Source organism: Streptomyces sp. ICC1, assembly GCF_003287935.1.
Classification (GTDB): domain Bacteria; phylum Actinomycetota; class Actinomycetes; order Streptomycetales; family Streptomycetaceae; genus Streptomyces; species Streptomyces tritrimontium.
Map to the genome: position 1 here is coordinate 6,431,522 of NZ_CP030287.1, position 17,471 is coordinate 6,448,992.

General features: G+C 75.0%; 13 protein-coding genes and 1 pseudogene. 7 read left to right on the forward strand and 7 right to left on the reverse strand.

Going from position 1 to position 17,471, the window contains the following annotated elements:
- Positions 1 to 15 precede the first annotated feature (15 nt).
- The 5 genes from DRB96_RS30220 to DRB96_RS30240 all read right to left on the reverse strand — a co-directional run bounded on the left by DRB96_RS30220 (position 16) and on the right by DRB96_RS30240 (position 6,230).
- Positions 16 to 2,052, reverse strand: coding sequence for a prolyl oligopeptidase family serine peptidase (locus tag DRB96_RS30220; protein ID WP_112451322.1), 2,037 nt, complete (start codon positions 2,050 to 2,052; stop codon positions 16 to 18).
- Entirely contained in the window at positions 2,052 to 3,404 is a 1,353-nt protein-coding gene (locus DRB96_RS30225; protein ID WP_112451323.1) for a M20/M25/M40 family metallo-hydrolase, read from the reverse strand. The genes DRB96_RS30220 and DRB96_RS30225 overlap by 1 nt, the downstream gene beginning before the upstream one ends.
- Position 3,405: 1 nt before the next feature.
- A complete protein-coding gene (locus DRB96_RS30230) occupies positions 3,406 to 4,239 on the reverse strand; it encodes a M55 family metallopeptidase (protein ID WP_112451324.1) in 834 nt (277 codons plus the stop codon).
- A gap of 193 nt (positions 4,240 to 4,432) precedes the next feature.
- Positions 4,433 to 5,713 (reverse strand): DUF6236 family protein, encoded by a 1,281-nt coding sequence (locus DRB96_RS30235; protein WP_112451325.1) that lies wholly within the window; start codon positions 5,711 to 5,713, stop codon positions 4,433 to 4,435.
- A 73-nt stretch (positions 5,714 to 5,786) separates the two neighbouring features.
- Entirely contained in the window at positions 5,787 to 6,230 is a 444-nt protein-coding gene (locus DRB96_RS30240; RefSeq protein WP_112451326.1) for an SRPBCC family protein, read from the reverse strand.
- Between the two features lie 236 nt (positions 6,231 to 6,466).
- Here DRB96_RS30240 and DRB96_RS30245 point away from each other — a divergent pair, with 236 nt between their 5' ends.
- The 3 genes from DRB96_RS30245 (at position 6,467) to DRB96_RS30255 (ending at position 9,792) form a co-directional block, all read left to right on the forward strand.
- On the forward strand, positions 6,467 to 7,522 hold the full coding sequence (locus DRB96_RS30245; protein WP_112451327.1) for an Rv2578c family radical SAM protein: 1,056 nt from the start codon (positions 6,467 to 6,469) through the stop codon (positions 7,520 to 7,522).
- Between the two features lie 124 nt (positions 7,523 to 7,646).
- Positions 7,647 to 9,233, forward strand: coding sequence for an alpha/beta hydrolase (locus DRB96_RS30250; RefSeq protein ID WP_112451328.1), 1,587 nt, complete (start codon positions 7,647 to 7,649; stop codon positions 9,231 to 9,233).
- A gap of 37 nt (positions 9,234 to 9,270) precedes the next feature.
- Positions 9,271 to 9,792 (forward strand): RidA family protein, encoded by a 522-nt coding sequence (locus DRB96_RS30255; RefSeq protein WP_112451329.1) that lies wholly within the window; start codon positions 9,271 to 9,273, stop codon positions 9,790 to 9,792.
- Here the strand turns inward: DRB96_RS30255 and DRB96_RS30260 are convergent.
- Positions 9,785 to 10,342 (reverse strand): adenylosuccinate lyase, encoded by a 558-nt coding sequence (locus DRB96_RS30260; protein WP_112451330.1) that lies wholly within the window; start codon positions 10,340 to 10,342, stop codon positions 9,785 to 9,787. The genes DRB96_RS30255 and DRB96_RS30260 overlap by 8 nt on opposite strands.
- A 466-nt stretch (positions 10,343 to 10,808) precedes the next feature.
- On the opposite strand from DRB96_RS30260, the gene DRB96_RS30265 reads away from it, so the two are divergent.
- From DRB96_RS30265 to DRB96_RS30275, 3 genes are all read left to right on the forward strand, one after another.
- A complete protein-coding gene (locus tag DRB96_RS30265; protein ID WP_112451331.1) occupies positions 10,809 to 12,641 on the forward strand; it encodes a 3-hydroxyacyl-CoA dehydrogenase in 1,833 nt (610 codons plus the stop codon).
- 354 nt (positions 12,642 to 12,995) lie between these two features.
- Positions 12,996 to 13,820, forward strand: coding sequence for an inositol monophosphatase family protein (locus tag DRB96_RS30270; RefSeq protein WP_112451332.1), 825 nt, complete (start codon positions 12,996 to 12,998; stop codon positions 13,818 to 13,820).
- A 109-nt stretch (positions 13,821 to 13,929) separates the two neighbouring features.
- Positions 13,930 to 15,351, forward strand: a complete 1,422-nt coding sequence (locus tag DRB96_RS30275) for an NAD(P)/FAD-dependent oxidoreductase (RefSeq protein ID WP_112451333.1) — start codon at positions 13,930 to 13,932, stop codon at positions 15,349 to 15,351.
- A 43-nt stretch (positions 15,352 to 15,394) separates the two neighbouring features.
- On the opposite strand, the gene DRB96_RS30280 is transcribed toward DRB96_RS30275, so the two are convergent.
- Complete coding sequence (locus tag DRB96_RS30280) at positions 15,395 to 16,108, reverse strand: 4'-phosphopantetheinyl transferase superfamily protein (protein WP_239516390.1); 714 nt, start codon at positions 16,106 to 16,108, stop codon at positions 15,395 to 15,397.
- Here DRB96_RS30280 and DRB96_RS30285 point away from each other — a divergent pair.
- A pseudogene (locus tag DRB96_RS30285) lies at positions 16,096 to 17,448 on the forward strand (MFS transporter); the annotation flags it as partial. The gene DRB96_RS30280 and the pseudogene DRB96_RS30285 sit on opposite strands and share 13 nt — an antisense overlap.
- Between the last annotated feature and the right edge of the window lie 23 nt (positions 17,449 to 17,471).

A 17,471-nucleotide genomic window follows, 5' to 3' on the forward strand; every position in this document is an offset into this window, starting at 1 on the left:
TGCCCGCCCCGGGGCTCAGTCGGACAGGGCCAAACGGGGGACGTCCGTCCGCTCGATTCCGAACACCTGCGCGTACAACGAGAGTTCCGCCTCCAGCGCCCGGACCATCGTGTCCGCGCGCCGGAAGCCGTGCCCCTCGCCCTCGAAGGCGACGTAGGCGTGCGGCACCGACCGCCCGCGCATCGCGTCCAGCAGTCGGCGCGCCTGCGCGGGCGGGCAGACCGGGTCGTCCAGGCCCTGGAGCAGGAGGAACGGCGCGGTGATCCGGTCCGCCCGGGCCACCGGGGAGCGCTCGCGGTTGCGCAGCGCCAGGGTCTGCGGCGGCCCCGCGAGGCCGTCGAGGTAGCGGGACTCCAGGTCGTGGGTCTCCTCGGCGAAGCCGAGCAGGTCCAGCACCGGGTAGATGATCGCCGCGCACGCGTACAGGTCGGTGGCGGCCAGCGAGGCCGCCGCCGTCCAGCCGCCCGCGCTGCCGCCCCGGATCGCGAGCCGGTCCGGGTCGGCCGTGCCCTCGGCGGCCAGGGCGCGCGCCACGGCCGCGCAGTCCTCGACGTCCACCACGCCCCACTGGTCGCGCAGCCGCTCCCGGTAGGCGCGCCCGTAGCCGGTGGAGCCGCCGTAGTTGACCTCGACCACGCCGATGCCCCGCGAGGTGAAGTAGGCGATGTGCAGGTCGAGTACGGGCGGCACGTGGTCGGTGGGGCCGCCGTGCGCCCACACCACGTACGGGGGCAGCTCGTCCGCCCGCGCCCGCAGCACGGGGTGGTGCGGCGGGTAGACGTGGGCGTGGATCTCCCGGCCGCCCGGGCCCGGGAAGGTCCGGCTCTGCGGCTCCGGGTAGTACGCCGGGTCCGCCGGGTCCGCCGGGTCCGCCTGCGGCGGGCCGCCGACCGCGCGGGCCCGGCCGGTCGCGGTGTCCAGCTCCACCACCTCGTACCCGCTGCGCGGGCTGGCCGCGACCCCGTAGACCCGGGTGCCGCTGACGGCGAGCGTGGGCTGCCAGGCCGTCCACGGGCCGGCCGCGTCCACCAGGTCCCCGCTGTCGGGGTCGAGCACGCCGAGCACGCTCGCGCCCTGGCCGTGCAGGACGGCGACGGCGCCTCCCCCGGAGCCGGCGACGCCCCCGGAGCCCGCTGCGCCCGCCGGGAGCGCGGCGATCCAGCGCAGCCCGGGCTTCCAGAGCGGCCCGCCGAACTCCTCTTCCCGGGGGCACAGGTTGACGGCCCGGCCGGTCTCCGGGTCCACCCGGTACGGGTTCCACCAGCCGCCCCGGTCGCTCACCGCGAGGAGGGTCCCGTCAGCGGCCCACTCGACCTGCGCGACCGCCTCGTCAGCGCCGCCGATCACGGTACGGGGCCGTGTGAGCAGGCCGTCCGGCGTGACGTCGGCGAACCTGAGCTCGGTGCCGTCCCACGGCATCCGGGGGTGGTCCCACACCAGCCAGGCCGCCCGCCGCCCGTCCGGGGACAGCCGGGGCCCGGTGCTGAACCGGTGCCGCCCGTCGGTCAGTTCCCGCACCCGGGACCGGTCGCCGGCGGCCGAACCGTCCAGCGGTACGGCGGCCAGGACCCGGCGCACGTCGGTCGGCGCCGGGCCGGTGAACTCCTCCAGCACGCACCAGACCTCGTCGCCGCGCAGCACCGGGTCGGCCCAGCGCAGCCCGCCGCCGACCGCCGAGAGGGGGGTCAGGGCGCGCGGGGCGGGGCTGCCCGGCGCGTCCGGCTCGTACGCGTACAGCCGCTGGTCGGCGAAGTGGGCGAACACCACCAGCGGCCCTCCGGCGGGGCGTTCGGCCCCGGCCCAGGGCAGGCCACCGTACTCGGTGACCCGGCTGCGCACGTTCCACGGCGCCGGCAGCACGCCTGCGGCGGGTCCGCCGTCGGCGGGCAGCCGGACCAGGGTGCGGCGGCCTCCTTCGGCCGGCCGGGGCTCGGTCCACCACACCTCGGGGCCGAGCGCGCCGAGGTACTCGGGCCGGCCGTCGAGGCGGGCGGCGAGCGCCGCGTCGATCGGCGAGGGCCAGCTCCCGTAGGGAGCCGTGCGGAGTTCCATCACAGGGTGCGCAGTGCGCGGTCGAGGACCCGGACGCCGAAGTGCAGGGCGTCCACGGGGACCCGCTCGTCCACGCCGTGGAAGAGGGACCAGTAGTCGAAGCCCGGCGGCAGTTTCAGCGGGGAGAAGCCGTAGCCGGTGATGCCGAGGCGGGAGAACTGCTTGGCGTCGGTGCCGCCCGCCATGCAGAAGGGCACCACGTGCGCCTCGGGGGCGAACTCTTCGACGGACTCGCGCAGGATCCCGTACGTCCGCCCGTCCACGGGGGCTTCGAGGGCCACCTCCCGGTGGTGGAACTCCCAGCGCACGTCGGGTCCGGTGAGCGCGTCGAGGGTGGCGGCGAACTCCGCCTCGCCGCCGGGCAGCATCCGGCCGTCGACGTAGGCGGTGGCGGTGCCGGGAATGACGTTGAGCTTGTAACCGGCGCTGAGCATGGTGGGGTTGGCGCTGTTGCGGACGGTCGCCTCGACGAGGGCCGCGGCCGGGCCGAGTCTGGCGAGCACCCCGTCGAGGTCGAAGCCCGGGGCCCGGGGGTCCACCGACATGCCCTGCAGGGCGGCGAGTTCGGTGATGCAGGCGGTGACGGTGTCGGTGAGGCGGACCGGCCAGTCGTGGGCGCCGATGCGGGCCACCGCGGCGGCGAGCCGGCTGACGGCGTTGGACCGGTTGGGCTTGGAGCCGTGCCCGGCGGTGCCGGTCGCGGTCAACTTCAGCCAGGCGGTACCGCGTTCACCGGCGGCGATGGGGTAGAGGGCCCGGCCGGGTCCGGTGTGCACGGTGAAGGCCCCGGACTCGCTGATGCCCTCGGTACAGCCCTCGAAGAGGTGGGGGTGGCGCTCGGCGAGGAAACCCGATCCGTCGATCGCGCTGTCCTCCTCGTCCGCCGTGTAGGCGATAACGATGTCCCGCCGGGGCCTGGCGCCGACCCGCGCCCAGGCCCGTACGACGGCCAGCACCATCGCGTCCATGTTCTTCATGTCGACGGCGCCGCGGCCCCAGACCACCCCGTCGCGGACCTCGCCCGAGAAGGGGTCGACGCTCCACTCGGAGGCCTCGGCCGGGACCACGTCGAGGTGGCCGTGGACCAGCAGGGCGGGGGCGCCCGGGTCGGTGCCCTCGATCCGGGCCACCACGTTGGTGCGGCCCGGGGTGCGCTCCAGCAGCACCGGCTCCAGGCCGGCGGCGGCCAGCCGCTCGGCGACGTACTCGGCGGCCGGGCGCTCCCGGCAGTCGCCGCCGCCCCGGTTGGTGGTGTCGATCCGGATCAGCCCGGAGGTGAACTCGACGGCCTCGTCGAGCGCCGTCCCGTCGACCGGGGATTCGAGCACCGAGCCGGGATTGGGGTCGGACATGTCATCCATACTGTTCCTCCACCGCTGCCGAGACGATCGTCGTGACCGCCTTGAAGGTCCGGATCCCCTCGTACATCGTCGCGCTGGTGTACGCGACCTTGCGCTCGCCCGAGCGGGCGACCCCGGGCACCACCGTGGCGGCCATCGCCAGATGTTCGGCGTCGAACTCCACCTCGACGGTGAACGGCCCTCCGCGCACCGGTTCGTGACGGACCGCCAGGGGCGCGGCGGCCTTGGCGGCGGCCCGGATGTCGGCGGCGGTGCGGGCGGGGGTGCGGCAGACGGCGGCGTAGCGCGAGACGTGGTCCTTGACGGCGACGGTCACCGCGTCCGGGGCGTAGCCGGCGGCGTCGAGGCAGGTCAGGTCGTCTCCGGTGACGAGGATGACCGGGACCCCGTACTCGGCGACGACGTGCGCGTTGAGCACTCCCTCGCTGGCGCGGATCCCGTTGAGCCAGACCCCGGTGATGGAGTTGGCGAGGTAGGTGTGGGCGAGCACGCCCTCTGCGCCGGCGCCCGTGTGGTAGCCGACGAAGGCGATGCCGTCGACGTCCCCGTGCTGGACGCCCTCGACCATGGAGAGGGACTTGTGGCGGCCGGTGAGCATCTCGGCGCGCGCGTCGAGCCGCTCCAGCAGCAGGTTGCGCATGGTCCAGTGGGCTTCGTTGATGAGGACCCGCTCCGCCCCCGCGTCGTAGAAGCCGAGGACGGCGGCGTTCACGTCGGAGGTGAACAGCGTGCGGCAGCGTTCCCACTGCGGAGTCCCGGGCAGCACGTCGGCGGGCCAGGTGACGCCGGTGGCGCCTTCCATGTCGGCGGAGATGAGGATCTTCATCGGGCCCCCGGGCGGTCGGTAGCGCTCAGGGGCCCCACCCTAGCCGCCCGTCCCCCGCCGGACCCGGGGGGTCGCACCTCGGGCGCGCCGCCCACGGGCGCGGCCGCCGGGACGCCCGCCCGGACGGCCCGGCGCGGGGCGCCGCGGCCCCGGACGCACCCGCCCCGGACGCACCCGCCCGGGCCGGTCCGTCTCAGTCCCGGCCGCGCACCCGGGCGGTGATCCGCCGGAGGAGTTGCGCGGGAGCCAGCTCGCGCTTGACGGACAGCAGGTAGGCGACCGGGGAGCCGGCCAGCGCGGCCCGCTTCCGCTGGCGCGCGCCGCGGACGGCCCCGGTGATGCCGAAGGCCGCGCCGAGGCCGGTGGCGACCGCCGGGTTGCCGGAGAACTGCCCGACCGCGAGGCCCAGGAGGGGCGGCAGCGTGAAGGCCACGTTGGCCGCGCTGAAGACCGTGTCGCCGTTCAGGGAGCGCACCGCGTCCTCCAGGTCGGCCAGCGGGATCCGGAACCGCCGGTCGACCTCCCGTTCGAGGTAGCGGCGGGCGGCCTGCGGCAGCAGGACGTCCGCAAGGTCCGACTTCAGGGCCTCGGCGGTGTCCGTGACGGCCTGGCCGAAGCGGTCGAAGGCCGCCGCGTGCGTCGTGCGCAGCTCGATGATCTTCTCGATGTCGACGCGGTGCAGGTCGGCGGGGAGCACGATGCGCACGGCGAGCATCCCCACGGCGTCGACGAGGCCTCCGTCCACGGTGTCCGGCGGCCGGAACCCGGGGGCGGACCCGCGGTCGAGCAGCGCCCGCGCGATGCGCTCGGCGTCCCAGCCCTGCGAGGCGGTGTGCGAGGCGGTGTGGTCGGTGGTCGGCGCGTAGCCGCCGAGCCGGGCGAGTTCCTCGGTCAGCGCGCACTTGTAGACCCAGGCGAGCTCGGGGGACATGGCGAGGAAGCCGGCGTCGGCCACCCCGCGGAAGCGCGCGGAGCGCGCCGGGAGGGCGAGCCCGCTGTCCGTCAGGGCCGCGCGGAGCCGGGGGTCGACCTCGCCGCGGTAGACGCCGGCCAGGCCGGAGCGGCGCATCCGGTCGGGGGCCGGGTCGCGGGACACGGTCGGCATGCCGTGCCGTCGGGATCCGAAGTCGGGGAAGCCGTTCGTGCCCGGGCCGACTCCCGGGCCGACGCCGGGGGCGCCGGCCAGTTCCTCGAAGTTCGCGTGGGCGTCCCGCAGTCCGCGCAGGACGGCGGGGTCCCCGGTGAGCACCTCGAGGAAGTCCTCGGCCACGGACCGCGCGGCCGCCGCCGGGTCCACGTCGTGGACGAACCCCGGCAGCCCCTCGCTCAGCCGCCGGACCGTCGGCGAGTCCATGACGGGGTATCCGTCCGGGACGACCCGGCCCAGGCTGGGCCAGTACAGCGCGGCGGCCTTGAGCCAGCTCTCGTCGCGGAAGTGGATGTACGGGTAGTACAGCCCGTTCTGTTGCAGCATCGGCCCCCCCGGGTCGTTCGTTTCACCCGATCCGGTGAGGCCCGCTGACCGGGCCCACCGGCAACGGCGCTGCTCAGCCCTCGACTTCGGCGGCCAGGTTGGCGAGGAAGGTGTCGTGGATGCGGGCGAGGCCCTTGGGCGCGAAGGTGCGCTCGAAGAAGCCGCCGATGCCGCCGGCGCCGTTCCACACGGTGCTGACGACGGCCTTGGACTTGCCCTCGCCGGCCGGGGTGACCGTCCAGGTGGTGACCATGGAGGAGTTGCGGTCCTTCTCGACGAGCTGGCCGTCGGTGGGCTCGCTGACCTCGAGCAGGCAGTCGCGGACCCGCTTGCTGGTCGCCTGGAGCTTCCAGTGGACGAGGGTGCCCTCGCCGTCGCCACCCTCGCGCACCTCGTACTCGCTGAAGTGCTCGGGCAGCAGCTTGCCCCGGGTCCCGGTGTAGTCGGCCAGCGCGTCGAACACGGTCTCCGCGTCCGCCGTGATGATGCGCTCCGTGGTGGCCTCGACCTGCGCCATGGCTGTCCTCCAGCAGTTGTGTCCGTCGTCGCCGCAAGCCAACCACCTCCGGGGCGGCCGCCCAAATCCGGGTCGGCCGCGGCGGCGTACGGAGGCGGGCAGGGCGTCCCCGCACGGGGCCGTCGGGCCCGGCGCCGCCGCCCGACGGCCCTCGGGGTCGGGGCCGGGATCGACGGCCGCACGATCATGGGAACGTTTGTTCTATTCTCGGGGCGAGCTACCGAGGGAGGCGCACCATGCGCTGGGACAATCTGACCAGCGGCACCGGGGACGGCGCAGGGGCCGCCGCCGGTGGGCCCGCCGCGCTCTTCGGGGCCGACGCCGTCGTCACCCGCACCTTCGACACCCCCGAGTTCCGGGGCATCACCTTCCACGAGGTCCGCGCCCGCTCGATCCTCAACCGGGTCCCCGGCGCCTCGCGCATGCCCTTCGAGTGGACCGTGAACCCGTACCGGGGCTGCAGCCACGCGTGCGTCTACTGCTTCGCCCGCAAGACGCACGGCTACCTCGACCTCGACACCGGCATCGGCTTCGACACCCAGATCGTCGTGAAGACCAACGCCCCCGAACTGCTGCGCCGCGAGCTGGCCTCCCGCCGCTGGACCGGAGCGCACGTCGCGATGGGCACCAACGTCGACTGCTACCAGCGCGCCGAGGGCCGCTACCGCCTCATGCCCGGGATCATCGAGGCGCTGCGGGAGCGCGCCAACCCCTTCTCGATCCTCACCAAGGGCACCCTGATCCTGCGCGACCTGCCCCTCCTCCAAGAGGCCGCCGCCGTCGCCGACGTCGGGATCTCCGTCTCCGTGGGCTTCACCGACACCGCCCTGTGGCGCACGGTCGAGCCCGGCACCCCCTCCCCCGGTGCCCGGCTGCAGGCCGTGCGCACCCTCACCGACGCCGGCATCGAGTGCGGGGTGCTGATGGCCCCGGTGGTCCCCTTCCTCGGTGACTCCCCGGAGCAGCTGCGGGCCACCGTCCGGGCCGTGGCCGAGTCGGGCGCGACCTCCGTGACACCCCTGGTACTCCATCTGCGGCCCGGGGCGCGCGAGTGGTTCACGGCCTGGCTGGGCGAGCACCACCCGCACCTGGTCGAGCGGTACGCGCGGATGTACGCGGGCGGCTCGTACGCGCCGACCTGGTACCAGCGCGCGATCACCCGCCAAGTCCACGAGCTCGCCACCGAATTCGGCATCGGTCCCGGCGGGCGCGGCGCGGCCCCTCGGACCCCCGTACCCGAGCGGCCGGCCGACCCCGCTCCCGCCGGGCCGGCCCAGCTGAGCCTGCTCTGAGTGGCAGCCGGGCTCCCCGGGCCCGGTGAAAGGTCATCACATCGGGCCAATGAGCGGTCCAATCCCGCTTTCCGGGCGCGGGTTCCGGGACGATTCCGCCCAGAACCCTCGGCTGGGAGGCCCCATGCTGCATCCGATGAACAAGCGCGGTCCCTCGAAGAAGCGCGCCGCCGTCCTGCTGGCGCTCTCCACCGTCGCCGCTTCCGCGTTCGCGGCCCCGGTCACGGCCGCCGCCCCGGCCGCGCCGGCGCCCGCGCCCGCCCCGTTGAAGTGGGCCGACTGCGTGACCCCGCGCTACCCGACGCTCCAGTGCGCCTCCCTCAAGGTCCCCCTCGACCACGACGAACCGGCCGGCCGCCAGATCTCCCTCGCCCTGACCCGGGTCCCGCACACCGCCGCCCGCTCCCAGGGGCCGCTGCTGGTCAACCCCGGCGGCCCCGGGGGCAGCGGCCGCACCCTGGCCGGGTACATCGCCTCGGCGCTGCCCAAGGACGTCGCCGCCCAGTACGACGTGATCGGCTTCGACCCGCGCGGCGTCGGCAAGAGCGAGCCCGCCCTGAACTGCGGCGCCGGCCACTTCACCCCCGTACGGCCCGACTCCGTACCGCTGGACGGGGAGACCGAGCGGGCCAACCTGGCGCGGGTGAAGGCCTTCGCCGAGTCCTGCCAGACCAAGCACGCGGACGTCCTGCCCCACATCGGCACCGTCTCGGCGGCCCGCGACATCGAGGTGCTGCGCACCGCCCTGCGCGCGGACAAGCTGAGCTACTTCGGCTACTCGTACGGGACCTACCTGGGCGCGGTGTACGCCAAGCTCCACCCCGACCGGGTGCACCGCCTGGTCCTGGACTCCGTCGTGGACCCGGCCGGGGTCTGGTACGAGGACAACCTCGCGCAGGACCAGGCCTTCGACGCCCGCCACAAGTCCTTCCTCGCGTGGGTGGCCCGGTACGACTCCACCTACCGCCTCGGCACCGACCCGGCCCGGGTCGAGGCCCGCTGGTACGAGATGCGCGCCGCGCTGCGCGAGAACCCGGCGGGGGCGAAGGTGGGCGCGGCCGAGCTCGAGGACACCTTCATGCCGGGCGGCTACTTCAACGGCTACTGGCCCCACCTCGCGGCGGCCTTCTCGGCGTACGCGGTGGACGGCGACCCGAAGCCGCTGGTCGCCGCCTACGAGCGGTTCGGCGCGGTGGAGCCGTCGGCGGGCAACAGCTACAGCGTGTACACGGCCGTCCAGTGCCGGGACTCGGCGTGGCCCAAGGACTGGAACCAGTGGCGGGCCGACATGTGGCGCACGCACGCCAAGGCGCCCTTCATGACCTGGAACAACGCCTGGTACAACGCCCCGTGCGCGTTCTGGCCGACCGAGCCGCTGCAGGCCCCGGACGTCACCAACACCGCCCTGCCGCAGGCGCTCCTCTTCCAGGCGACGGAGGACGCGGCGACCCCGTACGAGGGCGCGGTGAGCATGCGGCGCAAACTGGCGGGCTCGGCGCTGGTGGTCGAGGAGGGCGGCGGCAACCACGGCGTCGCGCTCAGCGGCAACAAGTGCCTGGACGAGAAGCTGTCGGCGTACCTGCTGACGGGCAAGGCCGCGGACGCCGTCTGCCCCGCACAGCCGGCCCCCACGCCGCTCGCGGCGACGCGCGCGGTCCCGCCGTCGGCGGGCGGCGCGGCGCTGCACGGACTGCTCGGCTTCCGGGGGTGAGCGGCGGCGGCCGATCCGCCCGGGCACAATCGGAGCCATGACAACCAACAGCCACCTCACCCGCGTCGCCGCTCCCGAGGGCGTCGCCGCGGGCACCGGATACAGCCATGTCGTATGGGGCACGGGGCGGTTCGTCGCCGTGTCCGGGCAGTGCGCCTTCGACGAGAAGGGCGAGGTGGTGGGTGAGGGCGACGCCGCCGCCCAGGCCCGGCAGGTGTTCGAGAACCTGCGGCGCTGCCTGGCGGCGGCCGGGGCCACGTTCGAGGACGTGGTGAAGCTGACGTACTTCGTCACGGACGTCGCCCACCTCCCGGCGGTGCGCGCGGCCCGTGACGAGGTGATCGACCGGGACCGCGTCCCGGCCTCCTCCGCGGTCCAGGTGGCGGCGCTCGTCCGGCCCGAACTGCTGCTGGAGATCGAGGCCTTCGCGATCGTGGCGGAGCGGGCCGGGTCCGGGTCCGGGTCCGCGAACAGGGCCGAGAGCGAGACCGGGACCGGCTTCCGGACCGGGTCCGGGGCCGGCTTCGGGACCGGGTTCAAGACCGGGTTCGCTAGCTGAGTTCCAGGCTCCGCAGGGCCGCGGTCGCCGCCACCGCCAGCCGGGGGTGCGCCTGGGCCCGGGCCAGGACCTCCCGGGCGCGCTGGTCGGCCAGCGCGCCCAGGCCCTCCACGCAGGCCAGGGCCACCCGCCAGTACGGGTCGTTCGGCGCGAGCAGCCGCCCGAGCGTGCGGATCAGCGCCGGGGCGGACTCCGGGGCGCGCAGCGCCGCCAGCAGCCGGACCGGGTGCAGGGCGTAGGCGGTGCGCAGTTCGTTCGTCGCCAGGGCCGCCGCCGCGCGGGCGGTGCGCGGGTCCCCGAGGACGGCCAGCGCCCGCGCGGCGGCCTCGCAGCGCGGCGGGTCCCGGTGGTTGAGCAGCAGGACCAGCGCTTCGAAGGCGCGCCGGTCGCCGGCCAGGCCCAGCCGGTAGGCCGCCAGTTCGCGGGCCCACAGCGGCAGCCCGGCGGAGGTCAGGGAGGCCGCGAGGCCGTTCGCGTCCGCGGCGAGCAGGGCCTCGTACTCCGGTGCCTGCCCGGCTTCCGCCCGCAGGCGTTCCAACACGTCGTTCACGCCGCCACCTTAGGGGGGCGGGACGGCCGCCACGCGGGGTTCCGGGACTCGGGCGCCGGCCCCTCGCGCGGCCCTCGCCCCGTCTGTGCACGGCCCGCTCGAGAGTCGGTTGATCGATGATCGATGATCGGTACATTTGAGCGGCACAGGTCACATGTGCGCACCCTGGCGGACCGGTTACCAGCGGGTTACTGTCCCTACAACACGTACGAGGGCGGCCTGGTGACGCAGCCACCTCGTACCAGTCGGTTCTGCACTACCCCCGTACGACCTCCGTACGACCTCACGGCGTGACCCCGGGACAGGGCTCCGCCGCTTCCGCCCTCCGGGCCGTTCCCCCTCGGACCACCACGTCCTGCCGGGAACTCCCGGCCGGGGCTCTCCCGCACGGCTTCCCGTTCGGCATCCGCGCGTGCTCCGCGCCGCGCGCCCCTCAGTCGTCACCCTCTTCCACTGGAGTCCCGCGATGGACCTTCCGTCCACGTCCAGTCAGTCCTCCCCCTCCTCCCAGCCCGTGCGTCCGGCGCTGCAGACCATCGCGATCGTCGGTCTCGGCACGATGGGCTCCGGCATCGCCGAGGTCCTCGCCCGGGCCGGCCGCGAGGTCGTCGGCATCGACGTCAGCGAGGCCGCCGCCCGCCGGGCCACCGCTTCCCTCGCGGCGGCCACCGCCCGCTCCGTCACCAAGGGCCTGCTCACCGAGCAGGAGCGCGAGGGCGTGCTCGCCCGCTTCCGCACCTTCTCCGAGCTGGGAGCCGCCGCCGACGCCGATCTGGTCATCGAGGTGGTCCCGGAGTCCTACGAGCTCAAGCAGCGCATCTTCCGCGAGCTCGACGCGATCGTGCGGCCCACCGCGATCCTGGCCACCGGCACCAACGCCCTGTCGGTGACGCGGATGGCCGCCGAGTCCCGGCGCCCGGAGCGCGTGGTCGGCCTGCACTTCTTCAACCCGGCCCCGGCGATGAAGCTGGTCGAGGTCGTCTCCAGCGTGCTGACGGCCCCGCCGGCCGTCGAGGCGGTCACCGCACTGGCCCGCGAGCTCGGCAAGGAGCCCGTCGCGGTCGGCGACCGCCCGGGGTTCGTCGCCGACGGCCTGCTGTTCGGCTACCTCAACCAGGCCGCCGCCATGTACGAGGCGAAGTACGCCTCCCGCGAGGACATCGACGCGGCCATGAAGCTGGGCTGCGGTCTGCCGATGGGCCCGCTCGCGCTGCTCGACCTGATCGGCGTGGACACCGCCCGCACCGTCCTGGAGGCCATGTACACGGCCTCCGGCGACCGGCTGCACGCCCCGGCCCCGATCCTCGGCCACCTCGCCGAGGCGGGCCTGACCGGGCAGAAGTCCGGGCGCGGGTTCTACACGTACGAGGCCGCGGGCAGCCAGGTCGTCGTGCGCGACCTGCAGACTCCGCCGGACGGGGAGCTGGTCCGGGCGAGCCGCCCGGTGAACTCGGTCGGCGTCGCCGGTTCGGGCACGATGGCGAGCGGCATCGCGCAGGTCTTCGCGCAGGCCGGTTTCCCCGTCGTGCTCGCGGCCCGCAGCCAGGAGAAGGCGGACGCGGCCAAGGCCGCGATCGGCAAGTCGCTCGGCCGCGCCGTGGACCGGGGCCGGCTGTCGGCGGAGGCGGCCGCGGCCACCCTCGGCCGGATCACGCCGGCGGGCTCGCTGGACGCGTTCGCCGAGGTGGACCTGGCCGTCGAGGCCGTCGCCGAGGACCTGGCCGTCAAGCAGGACCTGTTCCAGTCGCTGGACAAGGTCTGCAAGCCGGGCGCGGTGCTGGCCACCACGACCTCCTCGCTGCCGGTGATCGCGATCGCCCGCGCCACCGCGCGGCCCGAGGACGTGATCGGCATGCACTTCTTCAACCCGGCTCCGGCGATGAAGCTCGTCGAGGTGGTCCGCACCGTGCTGACCGCCGACGACGTGCACGCCACGGTCCGCGGGATCTGCGGCCAGGTGCGCAAGCACGCGGTCGACTGCGGGGACCGGGCCGGCTTCATCGTGAACGCGCTGCTGTTCCCGTACCTCAACAACGCGATCAAGATGGTCGAGCAGCACTACGCCGGCATCGACGACATCGACGCGGCGATGAAGCTGGGCGGCGGCTACCCGATGGGGCCCTTCGAGCTCCTGGACGTGGTCGGCCTGGACGTGTCGCTGGCCATCGAGCAGGTCCTGCACAAGGAGTTCCGCGACCCGGGTCTGGCCCCGTCCCCGCTGCTCGAGCACCTGGTGGCGGCGGGCTGCCTGGGCCGGAAGACCGGCCGCGGATTCCGTGAGTACGCCCCCCGCCGGTAACCGACGGCGGGCCATCGAGCCGGATGCGTGGGGAGGGCTGCTCGGGTCTGCCGGACCCTCACGGCAGGCCGTACCCTCCGAGCCCAGTGCGGGCCCTCCCCCGCATCCATCCCCGTCCCACCGGGAAGGGGAAAGGGCGAGGCCAGGGGGGCCCGGCCGGTCTAGCACGGGCGGCGGGAGGTCACCAGGAGGTGGACCGGGTTCCGGTCGGCGACGGGCCGGATCGCGGTCCTCGGTGGGGCCGGGGCAGCGGGCCGCAGGCCCCGGGCCCGTTCACCCGCAGTCCACCCCGGCGGCGGCGATCCGCCGGGTTTGTCGGTGGGGATTGTCAGCCGGTCGTGCTTTGCTGGAGGCATGATCGATGAATTCCTCGCCCGTGACCTGTCCGCCGTCGACGAGGCCGTCCGCAAGGCGGCGGCGATCGAGATCATGCCGAGATTCCGCCAGCTCGCCGACCACGAGGTGGACCAGAAGAGCGGTCCGCACGACCTGGTGACCGATGCCGACCGCAAGGCCGAGGAGTACCTCACGGCCGCCCTGACCAGGCTGCTGCCCGGGTCCGCCGTGGTCGGCGAGGAAGCGGTGCACGCGGACCCGGGGGTGTACGGGGCGCTGCGCGAAGACGCCCCGGTGTGGATCGTGGACCCGGTCGACGGGACCCGGCAGTTCGTGCACGGCGACCCGGCGTTCTGCACGCTGGTCGCGCTCGCGCACCGCGGGGAGATACTCGCCTCCTGGACCTTCGCCCCGGCGCTGGAGGAGATGTCCACGGCGGTGCGCGGCCAGGGCGCCTACGTCAACGGGGTGCGGATCCACAGCGGTTCGCCGGAGCCGGGCGCCGACCTGCGGGTCGCCACCGCCCACCCGCTGTACACCTCCGAGGAGGACCGGCGGAACCTGGCGCGCCTCGAGGTGCCCGGAATCGCGGCCCGTCCGTGCGGCTCGGCGGGGCTGGAGTACCTGCGGGTGGCCCGGGGCGAGATGGACGGCCTGGCCTTCACCTGGCCGTCGGCCTGGGACCACGCGGCCGGGCTGCTGCTCGTCGCCGAGGCCGGCGGCGCGCAGAGCACCGTCGACCGGGTCCCCTTCCGGGTGGACCGGGACAACGCGCTGCCGTTCGCGGTCGGCCGGGACGAGGCCACGGCGGTGCGGATCCGGGAGCTGCTGCGGGGCGAGTGAGCACCCGGCTGCGCCCAGGGCGAACGGAGTTGGCGCGGATCGCGGATCCCGCCCCTGGACAGGCGCAATACCCTGGGGGCGGTGGCGCCGCCGGACGAAGGAGTCGCAAGTGCCGTCGATTCTCGATGCGGTCGTGGTGGGGGCCGGGCCCAATGGGCTGACGGCCGCCGTCGAACTGGCCCGGCGCGGCTTCTCGGTGGCCGTCTTCGAAGCCGCCGACACCGTCGGCGGCGGGGCGCGGACCGAGGAGCTGACCCTCCCCGGCTTCCGGCACGACCCCTGCTCGGCGGTGCACCCGCTGGGTGCCGGCTCGCCGGTCTTCGCCACCATGCCGCTGAAGCGGTACGGGCTGGAGTGGCTGCACGCCCCGCTGCCCATGGCGCACCCCTTCGACGACGGCACGGCGGCCGTGCTCTCCCGCTCGGTGGCGCAGACGGCGGCCTCCTTCGGGCCGCGCGACGCGGGCACCTACCGGCGGCTGGTGGATCCCTTCCTGGGCAAGTGGGACTCCCTGGCCCGGGACTTCATGTCGCTGCCGAGCACCGCGCTGCCCCGGGACCCGCTCACCCTGGCCCGCTTCGGGCTCGTCGGCCTGCCGCCGTCCACCTGGCTGCTGCGCCGCTTCGAGGACGAGCGGGCCCGCGCGCTGTTCGCCGGGCTCGTCGCGCACGTCATCTCCCCGCTCGGCGGGATCGGGACCGGCGCCGTCGGGCTGGTCTTCGCGCTCGCCGCGCACGCGAACGGCTGGCCGATGCCGCGCGGCGGCTCGCAGTCGCTCTCGGACGCCCTCGCCGGGTACCTGCGCGACCTCGGCGGCACGATCCACACCGGGTTCGAGGTCAAGAGGCTCGACGACCTCCCGCCGGCCCGGGCGTACGTCTTCGACACCTCGCCGACCGCGCTGGCCCGCATCGCGCGCCTGGGCCGCGTGTACGACGGCTACCGCTACGGCGCCTCCGTGTTCAAGATCGACTACGCCCTGGACGGGCCCGTCCCCTGGACGGCCGAGGAGCCGCGCCGGGCCGGGACGGTCCAGATCGGCCCGCGCACCCGCGACATCGACGCCGCCCTGCAGCTGGCCTCCGGCGGGCGGGCCCCGCGCACTCCCTTCCTCATCACCGCCCAGCCCAGCCTGGTCGACCCCGGCCGGGCGCCCGAGGGCAAGCACGTGTTCTGGGCGTACGGACACGTCCCCGCGGGCTGGGACGGCGACCTGACCGACGCCGTCGAGCGGCAGCTGGAGCGCTTCGCCCCGGGCTTCCGTGACCTCGTCCTCGCCCGCGCCACGGCCGGCCCGCCGCAGCTCGCCGCCCGCAACCCCAACTACGTCGGCGGCGACATCGCCTGCGGCGCGGCGTCCGGGCTCCAGCTCCTCCTGCGGCCCCGGCTCACCCTGTCCCCGTACACGACGGCGCACCCGGCCGTGTTCCTCTGCTCCTCGGCCACCCCGCCCGGCCCCGGTGTGCACGGCATGTCGGGCCACAACGCGGCCAAGGCCGTCTGGCGCCACCTGCGGAGGAAGAGCTCCTGATCCCGCGCGGCACACCCGTCCCGCGCACCACGCCCGTCGAGTCCTACGCGGAGTCCGGGGCGCGGACGGCGAGGGCCGCCGTGTATCCGGGCGGGGCGGGCAGGTCGGCCAGGGTCCAGCCGGGGACCGCGGCCGGGGTGTCCGCGGAGCCGACGTAGGGCTCCGCCAGCCCCAGTGCCAGGCCCGCCCCGGTGGCCTTGAGGCAGGCCTCCTTGCGGGTCCACACCCGGCCCAGCGCCGCGCGCCGGTCCGCCTCCGGGAGCGCGGTCAGTTCCGCGGTCTCCGCCGGGTGCAGGGTGGCCAGTACGTCGGCCGCGGCGGCCGCGCTCGGCACCTCCTCCACGTCGACCCCGACCGGCACCCCGGCGAAGGCGAGGTAGGCCAGGTCGCCGCTGTGCGAGAGGGAGAAGTGCGGGGCGCCCCCGGCCACGGCGGGCCGCCCGTGCGGGCCGCCGCAGCACGGGCACGTCTCGCGGACCAGCACCACCTCCGCCGGGTCCAGCCCGAGGTGGCCGCCGAGCAGCACCCGCAGCCCCACGTGCGAGGCCACGTAGCGGCGCCGGTCCTCCGTTCGCAGGAACTTCCCGGCCCGCGCCCGCTCGCCGGCGTCCAGCATCGCGGGCGCCCCGGTGACCGGGTACCCGCCGACGAGGTCGCGGGTGGTGTCCAGAGCCCACACCGCCACGTCCGAACCCGCGGACGGCGTCCGGATCCGAGGAGCGTCGCTGCCGAGGCGGTTCACGTCGTATGTACCCACCCGGTGAGCCTAAACGTCTTCGGGGCTTCCCCATTTCGGAAAACGCATTCCATTATCTGGCCATGATCGTTGAACCGCCGGCCCTGGAGCAGCCCGCCGCCCGCCCCGTGCGGGAGCTGCTGACCCACAGGCCCTACTGGACCTGGACCCTCATCGTCCAGCTCGTCAACGCGCCCGCCCTGATGGCGGCCATCGCGTTCGCGGGGCTCACCGCCGTGAGCACGGGCGCCGCCAAGGACGGCGGCGTCATGGTCGCCTCGCTGATCCTGGCCGATGTCGGATCCTCGGCGCTCATCGGCAAGGTCGCGGACCGCACGCCGGGCCGCGCGCTGCCGGTGGCCTCCGCCGTGCTGGCGGCCCTCGGGCTGGCGTCCGTGGCCGTGGCCGCGGCCCTCGGCGCCCCGTTGCCGGTGCTGTGCGTCCTGTGCGCGGTCGCGGGCACCGGCCTCGGCGGCCTGGCCGGGCTCACCCGCGCGCTCCTCGACGCGGCCGTGCCGCAGCGACTGGTGGAGCGGGCCCTCGCGGTCAACGCCACCGTGATGGAGCTGCTCGTCGTCGGAGCCCCGCTGATCGCGGGGGCCGCGCTCCTGGTCCTCGGCTGGCCGGGCGGCGTGGCGGCGATGGCCGCGGGCGCCGCCGTACTCGCCCTCGTACTGGCCTTCGCGCGCGGGGCGGCCCGACCGGCGCTCAAGCGCGCCCCCGAAGGCGCCCCGGAAGGCGCCCACGAAGGCGCTCCCGAAGGCGCCCACGCCGAGGACGGCACGCCCGCGAAGCGCCGCGAACCGCTGTGGAACCTCGGATTCATCGCCTGGGTCGCGGTCGGCATCGCGTTCGGCCACACGCTCGGCGCCATCGAAACGGCCGCCCTTCCGCTGGCCCAGACCCTGGGCTCCGGCTCCTTCGGGGCCGGCACGATCATCGCGGTGCTCGCGGGCAGCAGCGCCCTCGCCGGAATCGGCTACGCCGTGCTCGCGGACCGGCTGCCCGGGGGACCGTCGGCGCGGGCGGGCGCCCTTCTCGGGGTGGTGGCGCTCGCGGCCGTCGGCGCGGGACGGGCGGACGGCTGGCCCGCCCTGACCGCCGTCGTGATCGCCGCCGGGCTGTGCACCGCCCCGCTGAACGCGATCCGTTCGTACGCGGTCGAGAAGACCATCCCCGTACACCGGCGCTCCGAGGGATTCGGCTGGCTCTACACCACGGGAGCCTGCGGGTTCGCCGCGAGCGGTCTGGGACTGACCGTGCTGCCGCTGGACGTCGCGCTCACCGCGCCCGCGGTGAGCGCCCTGGCGGCCCTCGCCCTGCTGGCCGTGTCCGGGGTGCGGAGCCGGCGCGCGGCCTGACCCCGGATCCGGGATCCCGCATC